The sequence below is a fragment of the Paenibacillus sp. P22 genome, assembly GCF_000469945.2.
In the GTDB taxonomy this organism is placed as follows: domain Bacteria; phylum Bacillota; class Bacilli; order Paenibacillales; family Paenibacillaceae; genus Paenibacillus_O; species Paenibacillus_O humicus.
Genome location: NZ_CBRA020000086.1, coordinates 41,021 through 57,419 on the forward strand (window position 1 = coordinate 41,021; position 16,399 = coordinate 57,419).

15 protein-coding genes are annotated in these 16,399 nt (G+C 59.0%); 5 read left to right on the forward strand and 10 right to left on the reverse strand.

Going from position 1 to position 16,399, the window contains the following annotated elements; translation table 11 throughout:
* Positions 1-35 precede the first annotated feature (35 nt).
* Together BN871_RS13485 and BN871_RS13490 are read right to left on the reverse strand one after the other, a co-directional pair.
* Positions 36-473, reverse strand: a complete 438-nt coding sequence (locus tag BN871_RS13485) for a CBS domain-containing protein (protein ID WP_048746571.1) — start codon at positions 471-473, stop codon at positions 36-38.
* A 97-nt stretch (positions 474-570) separates the two neighbouring features.
* Complete coding sequence (locus BN871_RS13490; RefSeq protein WP_083436434.1) at positions 571-1,716, reverse strand: amidohydrolase; 1,146 nt, start codon at positions 1,714-1,716, stop codon at positions 571-573.
* Between the two features lie 282 nt (positions 1,717-1,998).
* On the opposite strand from BN871_RS13490, the gene BN871_RS13495 reads away from it, so the two are divergent.
* Complete coding sequence (locus BN871_RS13495) at positions 1,999-2,346, forward strand: YugN family protein (protein ID WP_048746573.1); 348 nt, start codon at positions 1,999-2,001, stop codon at positions 2,344-2,346.
* A gap of 13 nt (positions 2,347-2,359) precedes the next feature.
* A complete protein-coding gene (ftsW, locus tag BN871_RS13500) occupies positions 2,360-3,565 on the forward strand; it encodes a putative lipid II flippase FtsW (RefSeq protein ID WP_021878365.1) in 1,206 nt (401 codons plus the stop codon).
* A 58-nt stretch (positions 3,566-3,623) separates the two neighbouring features.
* Here ftsW and BN871_RS13505 read toward each other — a convergent pair whose 3' ends face one another.
* Positions 3,624-4,013: an Asp23/Gls24 family envelope stress response protein gene (locus BN871_RS13505; protein WP_048746575.1), complete on the reverse strand. Its 390-nt coding sequence runs from the start codon at positions 4,011-4,013 to the stop codon at positions 3,624-3,626.
* 173 nt (positions 4,014-4,186) lie between these two features.
* Between BN871_RS13505 and cax the strand changes: the two genes are divergently transcribed.
* Positions 4,187-5,263 (forward strand): calcium/proton exchanger, encoded by a 1,077-nt coding sequence (gene cax / locus BN871_RS13510; RefSeq protein ID WP_021878363.1) that lies wholly within the window; start codon positions 4,187-4,189, stop codon positions 5,261-5,263.
* Between the two features lie 90 nt (positions 5,264-5,353).
* On the opposite strand, the gene BN871_RS13515 is transcribed toward cax, so the two are convergent.
* The 4 genes from BN871_RS13515 to BN871_RS13530 all read right to left on the reverse strand — a co-directional run bounded on the left by BN871_RS13515 (position 5,354) and on the right by BN871_RS13530 (position 8,149).
* Complete coding sequence (locus BN871_RS13515; protein ID WP_021878362.1) at positions 5,354-5,650, reverse strand: YlaN family protein; 297 nt, start codon at positions 5,648-5,650, stop codon at positions 5,354-5,356.
* Positions 5,651-5,813: 163 nt separating this feature from the next.
* Positions 5,814-6,056, reverse strand: coding sequence for an HPr family phosphocarrier protein (locus BN871_RS13520; protein ID WP_021878361.1), 243 nt, complete (start codon positions 6,054-6,056; stop codon positions 5,814-5,816).
* 137 nt (positions 6,057-6,193) lie between these two features.
* A complete protein-coding gene (locus tag BN871_RS13525) occupies positions 6,194-7,309 on the reverse strand; it encodes an aminopeptidase (RefSeq protein ID WP_048746577.1) in 1,116 nt (371 codons plus the stop codon).
* A 93-nt stretch (positions 7,310-7,402) separates the two neighbouring features.
* The gene (locus BN871_RS13530; RefSeq protein WP_048746578.1) at positions 7,403-8,149 is read right to left on the reverse strand and encodes a hypothetical protein; all 747 of its coding nucleotides are present in this window, start codon (positions 8,147-8,149) and stop codon (positions 7,403-7,405) included.
* A gap of 291 nt (positions 8,150-8,440) precedes the next feature.
* On the opposite strand from BN871_RS13530, the gene rpsD reads away from it, so the two are divergent.
* The gene (gene rpsD / locus BN871_RS13535; RefSeq protein WP_048746580.1) at positions 8,441-9,040 is read left to right on the forward strand and encodes a 30S ribosomal protein S4; all 600 of its coding nucleotides are present in this window, start codon (positions 8,441-8,443) and stop codon (positions 9,038-9,040) included.
* A gap of 97 nt (positions 9,041-9,137) precedes the next feature.
* On the opposite strand, the gene BN871_RS13540 is transcribed toward rpsD, so the two are convergent.
* The 3 genes from BN871_RS13540 to tyrS all read right to left on the reverse strand — a co-directional run bounded on the left by BN871_RS13540 (position 9,138) and on the right by tyrS (position 12,639).
* On the reverse strand, positions 9,138-10,697 hold the full coding sequence (locus BN871_RS13540) for a flotillin family protein (RefSeq protein WP_021878356.1): 1,560 nt from the start codon (positions 10,695-10,697) through the stop codon (positions 9,138-9,140).
* A 10-nt stretch (positions 10,698-10,707) separates the two neighbouring features.
* Positions 10,708-11,232 carry an NfeD family protein gene (locus tag BN871_RS13545; protein ID WP_048746583.1) on the reverse strand — a complete coding sequence of 175 codons (525 nt, stop codon included), beginning with the start codon at positions 11,230-11,232 and terminating at the stop codon, positions 10,708-10,710.
* Between the two features lie 114 nt (positions 11,233-11,346).
* A complete protein-coding gene (gene tyrS / locus BN871_RS13550; RefSeq protein WP_048746585.1) occupies positions 11,347-12,639 on the reverse strand; it encodes a tyrosine--tRNA ligase in 1,293 nt (430 codons plus the stop codon).
* A gap of 542 nt (positions 12,640-13,181) precedes the next feature.
* On the opposite strand from tyrS, the gene BN871_RS13555 reads away from it, so the two are divergent.
* Positions 13,182-16,292, forward strand: coding sequence for a transglycosylase domain-containing protein (locus BN871_RS13555; RefSeq protein ID WP_048746586.1), 3,111 nt, complete (start codon positions 13,182-13,184; stop codon positions 16,290-16,292).
* Positions 16,293-16,399 lie beyond the last annotated feature (107 nt).

Sequence of the window (16,399 nt, forward strand, 5' to 3'; positions counted from 1 at the left end):
GAAGGGATGCCGGCCTTTTTTCTTTCCTATGCCTGTCAATGGACGAACGGGGACGGAGCCGCCTCGGATATGGCGCTCAGCGCATGTCCCGCTTCATCCGCAAATCTGTCGCGTACGGCGAGATCCCCGATCGCGACAACGCCGACCAAGCGGCCGTCTTCCACGACGGGCAGCCTGCGGATCTCCTTTTCCGCGAACAGGCGGCCCGCTTCCTCGGCCGTGTCAGCCGGGCTCAGCGTGACCGGGTTCGGCGTCATGACTTCGATTACGGCGGTGGAGCCGGAATGCTTGCCGGCATATCCCCGCACGACAAGATCCCGGTCCGTCACGACTCCGATCAGCCTCTCGCCCTCGACGATCGGAACGAAGCCGATGCCGTGGTCCTTCATCAGCACGGCCAGTTCATACACATTGTCCTTCAGCGTAGCAGTGATGCAAGGCTTGCTCATGATCTGTGATACCGCAACTGGCATGCGCTTGACCTCCCAAGAAATTGGCCGGTTCGTTCCGTCCTGCTTTCCAGCACAGGAAGTCCGGTTGTTTCCTTATCGTGCGCATGCCTCCATGAGGTCATTCACGGGAGAATGTGGCGGCATATTTTTCCGCGCAGCCGATCATCAGCCGGGCGGATTGAAGCATCGAGCTTTCGTCGAGGTCGAATCTCGGATGATGATGCGGATGCACGGCGCCCGCCTCGGAATTGCCTGCGCCGACGAACATGAAGCAGCCCGGCACCTGCTCGAGGTAATAGGCGAAGTCCTCGCCTGCCGTAATCAGCTCCGACTCGCGGACATTCCCGTCTCCGAACAGCTCGGCTGCCGCAGCCATGCAGCGGGCCGCCTCCAGCTCGTCATTGACGACCGGCGGGTAGCCCTCCCGGTAATCCAGCTCCCCTTCGGTGCCGAATCCGGCGCATACGAGCCGGACGAGCTCGGAGATGCGCTGGCGCATCAGGTCCCGCACGCCCTTGTCGAAGGTGCGCACCGTTCCCTTCAGCCGGCAGTTGCCGGCAATGACATTGCTCGCCTCTCCGGCCTGGAAAGAGCCGATGGAAAGAACCGCCGTGTCGAGAGGGCTGACATTGCGGCTTACGACCGACTGCAGAGCCTGGACGAGCGCAGACCCCGCGACGATCGTGTCGCGGGTATGCTCCGGCATCCCTCCATGCCCCCCTTTGCCGGTAATCTCGATGGTGAACTCGTCCACGCCGGCCATGAACGCGCCTCCGCGGATGCTGACCGTACCGGCCTGGACCGGCGTCCATAGATGCACGCCGTAGATGACGTCGACGCCTTCAAGCGCTCCGTCGCGGATCATCGGCAGCGCGCCGCCGGGAGTAAGCTCCTCCGCGGGCTGGAAGAGCAGCCTGCGGGTGCCGCCGAAGCCGCCGTCGAGCGAATGATAGTACTCTGCGATCGCCAGCAGCGAGGACGTATGGGCGTCGTGCCCGCATGCATGCATGACGCCCGGTGTCTGGGAGCGGTATTCCACTTCCTTCAAGTCCTGGAGCGGCAGAGCGTCCATGTCCGCTCTCAGCGCGATTACGGGACCCGGATGATCCCCTTTCAGATCGACGACAAGTCCGTAGCCTCCGACCCCCTTGCGGACAGAGGCGCAGCCGATTTCTGCCAGACGATCTCCTATCCAGGCGGATGTATGCTCTTCCCGGAAGCTGATTTCAGGATGCCGATGCAGATGGCGGCGGTCGCTTACCATGCGCGGATACAATTCCAAAAGCTTGTCCGCCGCGGCGGTCTGGTCTTGATTCAAGCTGTTGCCCTCCTTGCCTTGTGCCGGGACGCCAGAGGCGGCTCCCGGAGCGGCCGTTTATAATCTTCCTGCTGTTCTTGTAGTGTACCAGATGCAGGCCCCGCCGGGGTAGACGATACTGCCGCGGCGCTCGGGACGACAGGCCGCGCAGGGTTGCACTGGCTTTGGAAACATACTAATATGAAAGGGAATACAGTCTTTGCCATGCTGCTGAGGAGGATTTCCCCCATGTTAATTGAAAATTCAGGCTTGAACGGGTTGAAAAGCGATCTGGCCCACCTTGACGAAAGCGCCGAGAGCCTCGGATTCGTCCGCTGGCAATGGGAATACTACCGCGCTACATACGATCTGAAATTCGTGGACCGCGGCACGAACTACGAATATTTCCTGCGGATCAGCACGCGGGCCGTCGAAGGCAAGCTGGAAAATCCGGCAGCCGTGCTCACCGTTGAATCCGTCTATATCGGACGAGCCACTTTCCCGCACGGCCTCGAATATGAGTCCGCCGTGCCCCAGCCTATTCTGAGCGCTGCCAAGCAGAAGCTCGCCGACCTCAAAAATAAGCTTTCCGAGTAGGTGACAGCCAACCATGAAGGTCAATCCGGAGGGCCGCCGCGGCAGGCCGGACTTCCTGCTCCTGATTCTGACGCTGGCTCTTGTCGGCTTCGGTCTCGTCATGGTGTTCAGCTCCAGCTCCAGCACGGCCGCCGTCAGCCGCACTGCAGGAAATGATCCTCTTTATTACTTGAAGAAGCAATTCCTGTTCGCCGCTCTCGGGACGGTCATCATGCTGGTTGTGATGAATTTCCGCTATCAGGTGTTCAAGCGGGGGTTCATGCTGTTCTTTCTTCCCGTCTTTTTCATGCTCATGATCGTTCCGTTCGTGGCAAGAGAGATCAACGGGGCAAGAAGCTGGTTCAATGTGATGGGATTCGCGGTACAGCCGACGGAATTCGCGAAGCTGGCGCTTATCCTCTATCTCGGCACTCTGATCGCCAAAAAAGGGGAACGGTTCCGCAGCTTCAAAAAAGGGCTCGTGCCGGTCATCGTCATCGTCGGCATCGTATGCGGAATGATCATGCTGCAGCCGGATCTCGGCTCCTGCCTCGTCATAGCGGCCTGCGCGTTCCTGATGATTGTTGCAGGAGGAGCCAACCTGCGCCAGCTGGCTGCATCCGCCTTTTTCGGAGGCATCGTCCTGACCGCTGTCGGAGCCGTAGCCTTCCTCATCTCGCCAACCAAGTGGGAATACCGCATCAGCCGGTTTACGAGCTATCAGGATCCGCTGGCCGACTCCCTGGGGGACGGTTATCAGGTCGCCCGCTCGCTGATGGCGCTCGGCCATGGCGGATTCAGCGGAGCCGGCCTCGGACACGGCATCCAGAAGGTCCAGTACTTGCCGTTCGCCTACAACGACTTTATCTTCGCCATCATCGGGGAAGAGCTCGGCTTCATCGGAAGCACGTTGTTCCTGATCGTATTCCTGCTCTTCCTGTGGCGCGGATTGATTGTCGCCCTTCGCTGTCCCGATATATACGGCACGGTTGTGGGAGCCGGCATCGTCTCTCTGTTCGCGGTACAGGCATTCATCAACATCGGCGGCGTCACCAATGCGATTCCGTTGACCGGCGTCACGCTTCCGTTCATCAGTTATGGAGGCTCTTCCCTGCTGGCCAGCCTGATGTCCGTCGGCGTGCTGCTCAGCATCAGCCGCGAAGCCAATCGTCAGCCCGCATCGGCGAAGCGGGCGACGGACAACCCGCTTCGCGCAGTCGGCCGGCAGGCCAATTCGTAGCTGCCGTCCCTGCATCCGCAAAATGAAAAGGAGCCGCTCTCATGAGCGGCTCCTTTTTTCATTTCAGCCTTGCCGGACCGGTTCCGGCTTCCTCTACCGGTTCGTCCCGGAACAGGACTCCATCCACTTTGACGTTGATCTCGACCACGTTGAGACCCGTCATATTCTCTACGGCTTCCCTGACGTTCAGCTGCAGCTGCCTGCAGACTTCCTGGATCGGAATGCCGTATTGGACGATTACCCTGAGATCGACGGCCGCTTCCAGCTGGCCGACTTCGACGGATACGCCCTTCTGGGCGTTCTTTCCGCTGAGCCTCTTGGCGAGACCTTCGGATATGCCGCCGGACATCGCGGCGATCCCGGGAGTCTCAAGCGCCGCCAGTCCGGCGATCGTAGCGACAACGTCATCCGAAATCCGAATCAAGCCTGTTTGAAGGTCTTCCGCCATCACGTTCAACTCCTTCAATGAATCCACTCTTTCTTCCATTGTAAGGGATGATCTCTTCCAAAAGCAAGACAAGCACAATCCATTCCGGGCGTTTACTTTTCCATGCGGGATGGGTATATTAAGATACAGATTTTGCCGTATTACATATTCCAAAATGATCGAGGTGCCGCTTCTTGAGTCGTCGTCAACTGTTTTTCGCCGGGCTGATCATCAGCTTCGCATTGAGCGGAATCGCCCATTACGCCCATTGGAACGAAATGTTCCAATTCGTCGTCTCCGCCATCTCCGTCATCTTCGTGGCCGGGTTTCTCGGGCAGGCCACCGAGTCCGTGGCGCATTATGCGGGACAGCGTCTCGGCGGCTTCCTCAACGCCACCTTCGGCAACGCAGCCGAGCTGATCATCGCGATTTTCCTCGTTCGGGCAGGCTCCTTCGAGACCGTCAAAGCGAGCTTGACCGGTTCGATCATCGGCAACCTGCTGCTGGTGCTCGGCCTCAGCATTTTTCTGGGCGGACTGAAGTACAAGGAGCAGCGCTACAACGTCCAGCTGGCCACCCACAACTCGACGCTCATGGTGATGGCCGTCATCGCCCTCATCGTGCCGGCCATCTTCGTCGCGGCGGAGCATTTCTCCGTACAAGCCGACAAGGTGCTCAGCATTACGGTCGCGATCATTCTGATCGTCAGCTATTTGCTCTGGCTGGTCTTCTCCATGGTCACGCACAAAAACATGCTCTCCGATATGGAGGATAAGGCCGATGCGTCGGCGGAGGGCCACCACGAAGAACCCGTATGGAGCAAAGGCCGCTCCATCCTGTATCTGGTCGTGGCCACCGTCATGGTCGCCTTCGTCAGCGAATGGCTTGTCGGAACGCTGCATGAGGTGTCGGCCCGCTTCGGCCTCTCCGAGCTGTTCATCGGCGCCTTCGTCGTCGCAATTGTCGGCAATGCCGCCGAGCACAGCGCGGCCATCATGCTCGCGCTCAAAAACAAGATGGGCGCAGCGGTGGAAATCGCCGTCGGCAGCAGCCTGCAGATCGCGCTGTTCGTCGCCCCGGTGCTCGTGCTGATCAGCGGTCTGTTCGGGCCGACGATGGACATCGTCTTCACCCCGATCGAGCTGGCTTCCATTGCGGTCGCGGTATTTATCGCCAAGGCGGTCTCCAGCGACGGAAGGACCAACTGGTATGAAGGCTTTCTGCTGATTATGGTTTATATCATTCTAGGCTTCGCCTTCTTCCTCGTCTAGGAAGCACGCAGCAAAAAGGCGCATCTCCCGCCGACAGCGGGGGATGCGCCTTTTTGCTGCGGATGGCCGGGAAGCCACCGTTGCTGGCTGCTATAGGAGCTGAGACTTTTGGTCCAGCGCTTCATACAGTTGGGCAAGGTTGCGCTCGAGCCGGCTGATGATCGCTTTGCCAGCGGCCTCATCGATAAGCCCCGCCCTTACGGCAAAGTCAACTTCCCGCGAGAAGCCGTACATCTGGGTATCGAGGACTTCTTCGTACAGAGGGCACTTGCGGGTAGCAAGATTCTCCATCTGAACCTCAATCAGCTTCTCGATTTTGTTCGCGTCATCCTGCAGCAGTTGAACCGCCTTCTGATGCAGATGGACCAGGACTTCCGGTGAAGACATAGTTTCCCCCCCCTGTGCGGATGTCTCGCCGTCTTCATGTTACGATAGTATCTTTAATATTAGACGATCTCTGTCCAATACACAAGGTCATTGCAGGAACAAGCCCATGAAAATAAGCCCGGCCGAATGCGCGGCCGGGCTTATCGATAGCTGCTGAATGAAGCTACTCGCCGATGACTTTCACGTCGAGGTTATGCTTCGAGAAAGCCTCGGAAAGGGCTGCTTTCGCTTCGTCGGCATCAGGCCCGTGAACGTGAAGCTCATAGGAATGGCCTCCGACCAACGTCGTGAACAAGCCCAGGATGCTCTTCACATCGATGTACTTGTTGTCGGCCTGAAGGACGATCGATGAGCGGAACCGGCTTGCAATTTGGGAAATTTCTACGATAGCCGCATTGTTGGACATAGGGATTCCTCCTTGTAAGAAGTCGATAAAGAAAACGTTTCCTTCATCATAACTGAATCAGGATGCCCATTCAAGATGGAACATGTAAAATTTAACCTCAATTAGAGCCCCGCAAACGCAGTCGGAATCGAATCGGATTATTTCAAGCTGTCCGGATTCAGGCCTTCCAGTTCCGGCAGGACGAAGAGGCCGTCCTTGCGGATCAGCACGTCGTCGAAATACACTTCGCCGCCGCCGTATTCCGGACGCTGGATGAGAACGAGATCCCAGTGGACGGCGGAACGGTTGCCGTTGTCGGCCTCCTCGTACGCTTGACCCGGCGTGAAGTGCAGCGAGCCCGCGATCTTCTCGTCGAACAGGGTATCGTTCATCGGATGCAGAATGTACGGATTGAAGCCGAGGCTGAACTCGCCGATATAACGGGCTCCTTCGTCCGTATCGAGAATTTCGTTGATGCGGCCGGTGTTGTTGGAGGTCGCCTTGACGATGCGTCCGTTCTCGAACGTGAAGGAGATGTTGTCGAAGGTCACGCCGGAATTCACGCTGGGCGTATTGTACGTAATCGTACCTTGCACGGAATCGCGGATCGGAGCTGTGTACAGCTCGCCGTCGGGAATGTTGCGCTCGCCCGCGCATTTCACGGATCCGATTCCCTTGATGGAGAAGCTGAGATCCGTGCCCGGTCCGGTGATGCGCACGCGGTCGGTGCGGTCCATGAGCTGCTTGAGCGGCGTCATCGCTGCTTCCATCTTGCTGTAATCCAGATTGCACACATTGAAGTAGAAGTCCTCGAACGCCTCGGTGCTCATCTTGGCCAGCTGCGCCATCGATGCGCTCGGATAGCGGAGCACGACCCATTTGGTACGCTTCACCCGGATTTCGGAGTGGACCGGGTGAGAGTAGAGCTGCTGGTACATCCTCATGCTTTCTTCCGGCACATCGGCCAGCTCGTTGACGTTCTCTCCCGACCGGACGCCTATGTAGCCTTGCATCTGGCTCATTCTTTCCTGGTCGAGCTTGGACCACAGCTCGATCTGCTCCTTGGAGGCATTTTGCAGCAGGGAGCGCAGGATGGAACGGTCGCTTGTTTCCACGAATGGACGGCCGCCGCGCTTGACCACTTCCTCGATGAGGCACTTGCCGAGCTCAAGCTCGCTTCCGATCAAGTCGATCAGGATGTTTTCGCCAGGCTGCACTTGGACGGAATGGCTCACCAGATTCGCGGCGAGTGTTTGAAGTCTAGGATCACGCATGAACGGTTGAATCTCCCTTCGATCTAAAAAACTTTTTACGCGAACCATCCTATCATGAACGCCTCTTCTGTTGCACGGTCATGCGTTATTGCACTAATGATTCAATTGGAACAGAAACTCCGTCTTTCTCTGCTCATCGGCCTTGTTCCCGTCCAATCTATAATGAAGATCCGCGTTTTCGGCCAATTTCAATGGCACGAGCTGGCTGCGGTCGACGACGAGAGTATACGAGGAGTCCGCGGATAAGGAATCCATCATTTCCTGCCACTGTCCGGCGCTGCGCATAAGCTCCCGGTTCCATTCCCGCTTCAGCTCCGCCTGCCGGGAGCCGTCCAGCCGCCCCCACACCTCGCTGTCCTCCGGGGAGCTGCTCTCGATGCGGCTCCATTGGTCCTGAAGCCGGCTGCGCCATATCCTCCCGGCTTCTGCCGGGTTCGGACGGATGATGAGAACAGCGCGGCCTGCCTCCGAATTGGCAGCGTCCAGAGCGACGGCCGCCTTGCTGTCCAGCAGCCGGCCCAGCAGCCATGCCGGATTGTATCCGGCCGGAATTCCGCCTTCGGTTTCCAGCATGTCCGCTTCTCCCTCTCTGCTCTCCAGCAGCCGAACTCCTTCATGCCGCTGCACCTCTCCCTTGAACTGCGTCTTGGCCGCGGAGCTGCCGGCCGATGTGGAGAAGCCGCTGAAGCTGTAGCTGTCCTGAGCCGCCAGCCCCGACACGGCAAGGCTGAACAGCTCCTCCGGCGTACGGTCCGCCTGCATAGCCGCGCAGCCGCCCAAGGTTATAGCCAGAATCGCGCCCGTTCCGGCGGCAACCGTTCCTGCCCGCTTCCATTCCATGTCATTCCAACCTCCGCTCGTTTCCACTAGCATTTCCAACCCGCAACAACTAATATGCGAAGCAAGCTTTCCGCAACGGGATTCGGCTTGACACTGGATGCCTGATTCCTATAAAATTAGTTGTTGAATATAGGCCAACGTTTTTGTGACACCCTCATGGGGTGCTGCAGCTGGAGGGCCAGCGGCTGAACTAGTCCTTCGGGGTCATGGCTTGTCCATGTCCGTGCAGCATCCGGCGAAATCATTGGACCCTTTTCAAACATTCCATTTGAAGAAGGAGTTACACCCAATATGTCACGTTATACAGGTCCCAAGTTTAAACTCAGCCGTCGTCTCGGCATTTCCCTGAGCGGCACCGGCAAAGAACTCAAGCGCAACTTCGCACCGGGTCAACACGGTCCGAACCAGCGCAAAAAAGTGAGCGGCTACGGCCTGCAGCTGGCTGAGAAGCAAAAACTCCGCCACATGTACGGAGTCAACGAGAAGCAATTCCGCAACCTGTTCGACAAGGCTTCCAAGCTGAAAGGCATCTCCGGCGAGAACTTCATGTTCCTGCTTGAGTCCCGCCTGGACAACCTGGTTTACCGCCTTGCCTTCGCGAACTCCCGCCCGGGCGCTCGCCAGCTCGTTGCCCACGGCCACGTCACGGTCAACGGCAAAAAAGTCGACATCGCTTCCTACCAAGTACTGCCTGGCGACGTGATCGGCCTGCGCGAACGCAGCCGCAGCATGAAATCGATCAAAGAAGCCATGGAAGGCCGTCATCACCTTCCTAGCTACATCGAGTTCAACGAAACGGCTATGGAAGGCAAGTACGTTCGCCTGCCAGAGCGCGGCGAGCTGAGCTCCGACATCGACGAGAAGCAAATCGTCGAGTTCTACAGCCGCTAATACCGGCTTCTCTTCTTCGGAAGAGACCCGAAAAACCCCCTTGCGATTGCCGCAAGGGGGTTTTTCTCCTTCATATGACCGCTGCATCCGGTTCTTCTTATTCCTTGACGGATGCCTCCGAGGCTGCCGCAGCCATCGCAGCTGCCGCATCGGACGGCAGCGCTGGGATATCAGCAGCCGCCGGCTTCACGCCTGCCGCCGGAACGCGGGAAGTTAGGCTTTTCATCAGGGCATTGACGTCGATTCCGGCGACGCTCTTCAGCATTTCCGGCGCTGTCGCCATCAGATCCGTCACATAGTTGCTGAGACGGGCCGCTCCGGCTCCATTGCCCGTATCGACAACCGTCAGCTTGTCGATCGACTTGATCGGCTCGGCAACCTTGCCGGCCAGCTCCGGCAGCATCTTGACGATAATGTCGAGCACGGCCGCTTCGCCGAACTTCTCGAACGCCTGCGCCAGCTTTTCCTTGGCTTCCGCTTCGGCCAGACCGCGCAGCCGGATGACTTCGGCTTCGGCTGTGCCTTTGGCCCGCTGGGCGTCGGCTTCCGCCTGGCCTGCCAGCCGTTTCTGCTCCGCGTTGGCGCGGGCCTCGGCTTCGATCCGATACTTCGTGGCGTCCGCCGCGTTGATCTGCTTGGCCTTTTCCGCCTCGGCGGCCTGCTCCACCGCATAACGATCGGCGTCGGCTTTTTTCTTCACTTCGGAATCGTACTGCTTCTCGCGGCGAAGGATTTCCTTGGTCTCGAGATCGATCTCGCGTTCCTTGCGGACGAGCTCGACCTTCATCTGCTCCTCCACGACCTGCTGCTTGATCCGGGCTTCCTGGATCGTATACGCCTGATCGGCATCGGCCTTGGCCGTATCCTGGTCCTTTTTAAATGAAGCGACCTTGAGCTGGTTCTCCTTGGAAGCCTCTGCGATATTCGTATCGCGCAGCAGCTCCGCCTTCTGCCCTTCCTCTTCGGCTTGGGCTTTCTGAATTCGGGCATCGCGAACCGCCTGCGCCTCGGCGATTTCGGCATCCCGCTTGACCGCGGCGATCCGCGGCTTGCCGAGCGCATCGAGGTAGCCATGCTTGTCGCGCAGATCCTTGATCGTGAAGGAGACGATCTGCAGGCCCATCTTCTTCAGGTCCTTGGCCGCTACGGATTGAACCTCCTGGGCGAAACGGTCCCGGTTGCGGTACACTTCCTCTACCGTCATGGAGCCGAGAATCGCCCGCAGATGGCCCTCGAGAACTTCCTGGGCTTCCGACTTCAGAGCTTCAACCGGCTTGCCCATGAACTGCTCGGCTGCCGTCGCCACATCCTCGACCGAGCCGCCGATCTTGATGATGGCGACTCCGTCCGCCATGACCGGCACGCCCTGCTCCGTATACACCTCGGGGGTGGATACGTCCAGCTTCATGGACAGAAGCGACAAGAACTCCGCCCGCTGGAATACCGGCAGGATGAAGGCGCCTCCGCCGCGGACGATCTTGATTTTGCGGCCCGAATCGTCGGATGCGACGTTGCTCGATCCGAGGAACGTACCCGTGACGATCATCGCCTCATCCGGGCTGACCGTCTTGTACCTTGCCCAGAACGCAAGACCCAGTACGACAATGACACCGACAACGATAGCAGGAATAACCAAATAATCTGGAATCAAACCCATTTCCCCTCTCTCATTTCAAAATGGATACCGCCAAGGCATCCGGCTTCACTTCGACGACGACGACTTTGCTTCCGGTTGGAATATCGGTGCCGTCGAAGCTTTCGGCCGTATGGTTCGTCACTCCCGCTCCGATCCGGACCAGCACTTCGCCGCAGCCGCGGGCCGGAATGGCCGTCAGCACCTCGCCGATCGATCCGCCCAGCTCCTGCATGGAGTACCCCGAAGTGGATTCGGAGTTCTGCATCGGCCTGACATACAGGAAGAACACGAGCAAGGAGCAACCCGCCGCAGCGAGGACGGACAGAAGCGCAATGCCGGAGGCCGGGAGGCTCGAATACTTCTCCATCATAAGCCCCGCTCCGCCGAATGCCGTAACGGCGCCGGCAGCGGCAGCCGGCTGGAAAATATGATGACCGTCCACGGACAGGAAATCGAGCGCCCCGTCCAGGAAAGAGCCCAGAATATCCCCCAGCACTACGCTTACGATGGCGAACAGGACGCCGAAGGCAAGGCATGACAGGTAAACCGTTTCCATCCCGCACCTCCCCATATTTGGCATCTAATGTTAACTGCCCGGTACTCTATACGTTGCAATCGGCCATTTGTTTCACAACTTAGACATTTTCTTGTTGAAAATTTCGGACAGCCGCTACAATTGAATCCGAATCCGCGCCATGCGCCGTTTGCCGGCTTGCAGGACATCCCCTTCTTGCGGCTCCACGACCGCCGAGACATCCTCCAGCTTAACCCCGTTGAGCTTGACGGCTCCTTGCTGGACGCTTCGGCGGGCTTCGCTGCCCGACGGCAGCAAATCCAGGACGGTGAGAAGCTTTACGAGCCGGATCTTGCCCTCTTCAAGCTCTGCCGCCTGCAGGACGGCCTCCTCGATATCATCCGGCAAGGCGCCTTCGGAGAATATCGCGCGGAAACGCGATTCGGCGAAGTCAGCCGCTTCCGTTCCATGGAACAGGCGGACGAGGGAGTGAGCCAGCATCAGCTTGGCATCCCTCGGATGCAAGGTGCCGTCTGCCAATCCGGATGAGACGGCGGCCAAGCGATCCGAGTCCAGATCCGTGGCCAGCTCGAAATATTTGGGCATGAGGCCGTCCGGTATGCTCATCGCTTTGCCGAAAATTTGGTCCGGCTCCTCCTGGATGCCGATGTAATTGCCGAGGCTCTTGCTCATTTTCTGAACGCCGTCGAGCCCTTCGAGGATCGGCATCGTGATGGCGGTCTGCTGCCGCTTGCCGTATTCCTTCTGCAGGCTTCTGCCCATGAGGAGATTGAACTTCTGGTCGGTTCCGCCCAGCTCGATGTCCGTCTCTAGGGCGACCGAATCGTATCCCTGCATAAGAGGGTAGAAAAACTCGTGGATGCTGATCGGCAGGTTGGATTTGTACCGCTTCGTGAAGTCGTCCCGTTCCAGCATGCGGGCAACCGTCGATTTGGCCGCGAGGCCGATGACTTCATTGAAGGTGAGCGGCGACAGCCATTCGGAGTTGAAGCAGACCGTCGTCCGCTCCGGATCGAGCACGTTGAAAATCTGATCCTTGTATGTCTGGGCGTTGCGCCGGACATCCTCCTCGGACAAAGCCTTGCGGGTTTCCGACTTGCCCGACGGATCGCCGATCCGGCCGGTGAAATCCCCGATGAGCAGCTGGACCTCATGTCCGCATTCCTGGAACTGCCGCAGCTTCTGGAGCACGACAGTATGGCCGATATGAATATCCGGAGCCGAAGGATCCAGTCCCAGCTTCACCTTGAGCGGAATGCCGGCCGCCACCGATTCCTCCAGCTTCTCCCGAAGGCCGCTCTCCGGGATGATCTCGGCCGTTCCCCTTGCGAGAATCGCCAGCTGCCGCGCAACCTCCTGCCGCTGCTCCGAAGTCAGCTTCGGTCCGGGACGCTGCCCGCTCCGCTCCATGTTCTCCTGCTGGTTCATTTTCTGTGCTCCCCTTTCTCTGATGGGCGCCTGCGGCGCTGAAAACGCAAAAAATCCTTCTCGTCCGAAGGGACGAGAAGGATTAGCTCGCGGTACCACCCTTGTTGGAATCCGCTCCGCCTGCGCATGCTATGACAGGCAAAGCCAAATGGATTCCCACTTCGTTGAACATAACGGAAGGCTGCTTCCGGGACCGGGCTACGCGCCGGGCTGGCAGCCCGCGGTTCCCCCGGCCGGCTCAGGGCTGTAATTCGCGCGGACGGGGCGTCCCGGTTCGCACCTGCCACCGGGTCTCTGTGAACGCCTGCCGTCCGGCTACTGGATGCCCATCCACGCCGTTGGCCGTATGGTCCGCCGGCTCCTCCGAGCCGTGCGGAATCGTTTTGCAAGTTATATCATGCCCCGCGAGGAGTGTCAACTTCCAAGCTTCGGCAGCAACAGCCGGAAAAGGGGAGATTTCAACGATGGAAATGACATCTGGTGCCGGGTTCCGGCGACATGTGCTATAATAGCTGTGCTTACTTGGAGGAGGAAAGGTACATATGGCTCAAGAGCATGAACAAGCTCCCGGGCGCAGCGGCTGGAGGACGTTCGGTCTCGTCGTGTGGATCACGGCGAAATGGCTGATTATCTTCGGCATTACCGGCGCATTGTTTGCCGGCGGCATCGCGACCGGATATGTGGCCGCCCTGGTCAAGGACGATCCTGTCCGGCCCGGCAGCGAGCTGGAAGCCATGGTCAACGAGAATGCCCTGACCGGCTTCGTTTATTTCAACGACGGGACAACCCCCGTAGGACAGCTCAGGACCGACGAGGACAGGCGTCTCGTCGACCTGCAGAACATCCCGCAATCCGTCATCGACGCCCTGTTGTCGACGGAAGACAGCAATTTTTATTCCCATATCGGAATCGACTACATGGGCTTCGGGCGCGCCGTCAAGCAGAAGCTGCTCAATGAAAGCAGCCAGACCGGCGGCAGCACGCTCACCCAGCAGGTGGCAAGAAGGGTATTCCTCAGCCTCGACCGCACCGATGCGCGCAAGGTCAAGGAAATCCTGCTCTCCATCCGGATGGAGAGATATTTGACCAAGGACCAGATCCTCGCGGCTTATCTGAACAAAATGCCGTTCGGCAACGGTTCATCCGGCTACAATCTGTATGGAATCAAGTCCGCGGCGATCGGAATCTTCAACATCTCCGATCTCAGCAAGCTCAATCTGGCTCAATCCGCCTATCTGGCAGGCCTTCCGCAGCTGCCGTCGTCCTATTCGGCCTTCAACGGGAAGGGCGTATTCAACCCGGACGGATTCCGGAGAGCCACGGCAAGGCAAAAAATCGTCCTGTCCCGCATGCTCGTCACCGGCCGCATCACCCAGGCCCAATACGACGAGGCGATCGCCTTCGATCTCAAGAGCACGCTCGCCCCGCATAAGGAGAAGGCTTACAACACCTTCCCTTACCTGATGCTCGAGACGGAGCGGGAAGCGGCAACGATTCTCGCCATGAAGCAGAACCCCAATCTCAAGAAGAGCGATCTGGCCAAGACGGAAAATTCCGAAATTCTGGCCAGCGCGCGCGAGCAGCTGCTCCGCTCCGGCTACCGGGTGTTCACGACGATCGACAAGGTCATCTACAACAACATGCGCGAAGTCGCGAGCAACCCGGACAACTTCGGACCGGCCAGCAAGACAAAGGGCCCCGAACAGGCCGCCGCGATCATGATCGACCACCGCAGCGGCGCCATTCTCGGCATGATGGAAGGGCGCGACTTCAACATCGAGCAGATGAACTACGCGACGCAGATGACGCGCCAGCCAGGCTCCGCGATGAAGCCGATCGGCGCCTATCTGCCGGCACTCGAGGCCGGGCTCGTCCAGCCGGCCAGCGTCATCGACGACTCGCCGATCATTCTCAAGGACGGCCAGAAGGGCTTCCATATTCCGATGAACGCGAACAAGAAGTTCAACGGTCTCGTGACGGCACGCGAAGCTCTCAACCGCTCGTTGAACACGCCGGCCCTCAAGCTGTTCCTGGACAAGGTGACCATTCCGAAGGCATGGGATTTTGCCCGCTCTCTCGGCATTTCGACCCTGCAGCCTAGCGACGACAACGCTCAAACGGGTGTCATCGGCGGCCTGAGCAAGGGCGTGACCGTCGAAGAGCTGACGGATGCCTATGCGACCATTCCGAACGGCGGCGTCTACAATGAGCCGTTCATGATCAGCAAGATCGTGGATTCGGAAGGCCATATCGTCTATCAGCACGAGCTCAAGCCGAAGCGCGTTTATTCCGAGCAGACCGCTTTCCTGATGACAGACATGCTGCGCACGGTCATCTCGGATGCAAGCGGCACGGCTCACAGCCTGACGAGCGGCTTCAAATCCTACGGAAAGATTCCGATCGCAGGCAAGACCGGCTCCACCCAGAGCTATGGCGACGTCTGGTTCATGGGCTTCACGCCGGACATCACGCTGGGCGTATGGGCCGGCTACAAGGAGCAGAAGAACGTGCTCCTCAAGGACTCCCATTCCAGGGCGCGCTCGCTCTGGACCGAAATCATGAACCAGACGGTCGCCGACAGGCCCGAGCTGTTCAAGACCGAGGCGTTCCCCAAACCGGACGGGCTCGTCAAAGCGACCGTTTCGACCGTCAGCGGGATGCTGCCGAGCGATCTGATCCGCTCCCGCGGCCTGCTCGTCACCGACTGGTTCAACAAGAAATACGTGCCGACCAAAGTGGACAACGTTCTCGGCAGCATGTCCTTCATTACGTACAACGGCGTCAATTACATCGCCCAGGACACGACTCCATCGGACTTCGTCTTCACGAAAACCGTCATCAAGAGGGAAAAGCCGCTTGGCGAGCTGATGGACGAAATCAACAAAGCCCAGCAAGCTATGCCGGCCGAATACCGCAGGCCGCTGTCGGCCTTCATCCCCAAGGATGCGACCGACGACGCGCCGACGATGGTCGACCCGCGTCGAGACGACGGCGCCGCTCCTTCCGCCCCATCGAACGTATCGCTGGAAGCGGTGAACGGCGCTTACCGGATTTCCTTCGCGGCAAGCCCCGAAAAGGATGTCGTCGGCTACCGGCTGTACCGCTCGCAAGGACTCGGCTTCAGCAAGCATGGAGAATCCATCCTGACGGGCAGCACGCTGTCCTTCTCGGATCATTCCGGCTCCCTGCTGTCGTCCTACTACGTGACCGCAGTGGACGTAGGCGGCCATGAGTCGGCGCCAAGCGCGACCGTAAGCCCGTTTGGCGCGGCCCTTCCCGGAGTTCCCGGCGATACCGGCCAAGGCGGCGACAATGTCGGTGCCGGCACCGACAACCCCGGAGGCGTCACGCCTCCGGACCCCGGTACGCCAGCTCCAGGAGCAGCCCCTCCGTCCGCTCCTTCCGGTCTGAATGTATCCGTCGACGGCAAGACGGTCAACCTGAGCTGGACGTTGAATGCCGATACCGAAGGAGTTACCCGTTATGAGGTGTACTACAGCCCCAACAATGACGGGAACTATCAAAGCATCGGCTCCGCTACGACCAACAGCTTCTCGGCTACGATGGCCAGCACGGCCGGCACGTACCGGATCAATGCGGTCAACGCCGCCGGAGCTTCTCCTTACTCTTCAGCCGTCGTTTACGGCTCCTGATCGATCAGGCAGGTTTCGCAGCCTGTCTGGCCCGACAAAAAAAAACGCCCCGACGGGGCGTTTTTTTTGTTGCCATCCTCCTCATTCTGCGAAAAAACAGCCTCCCG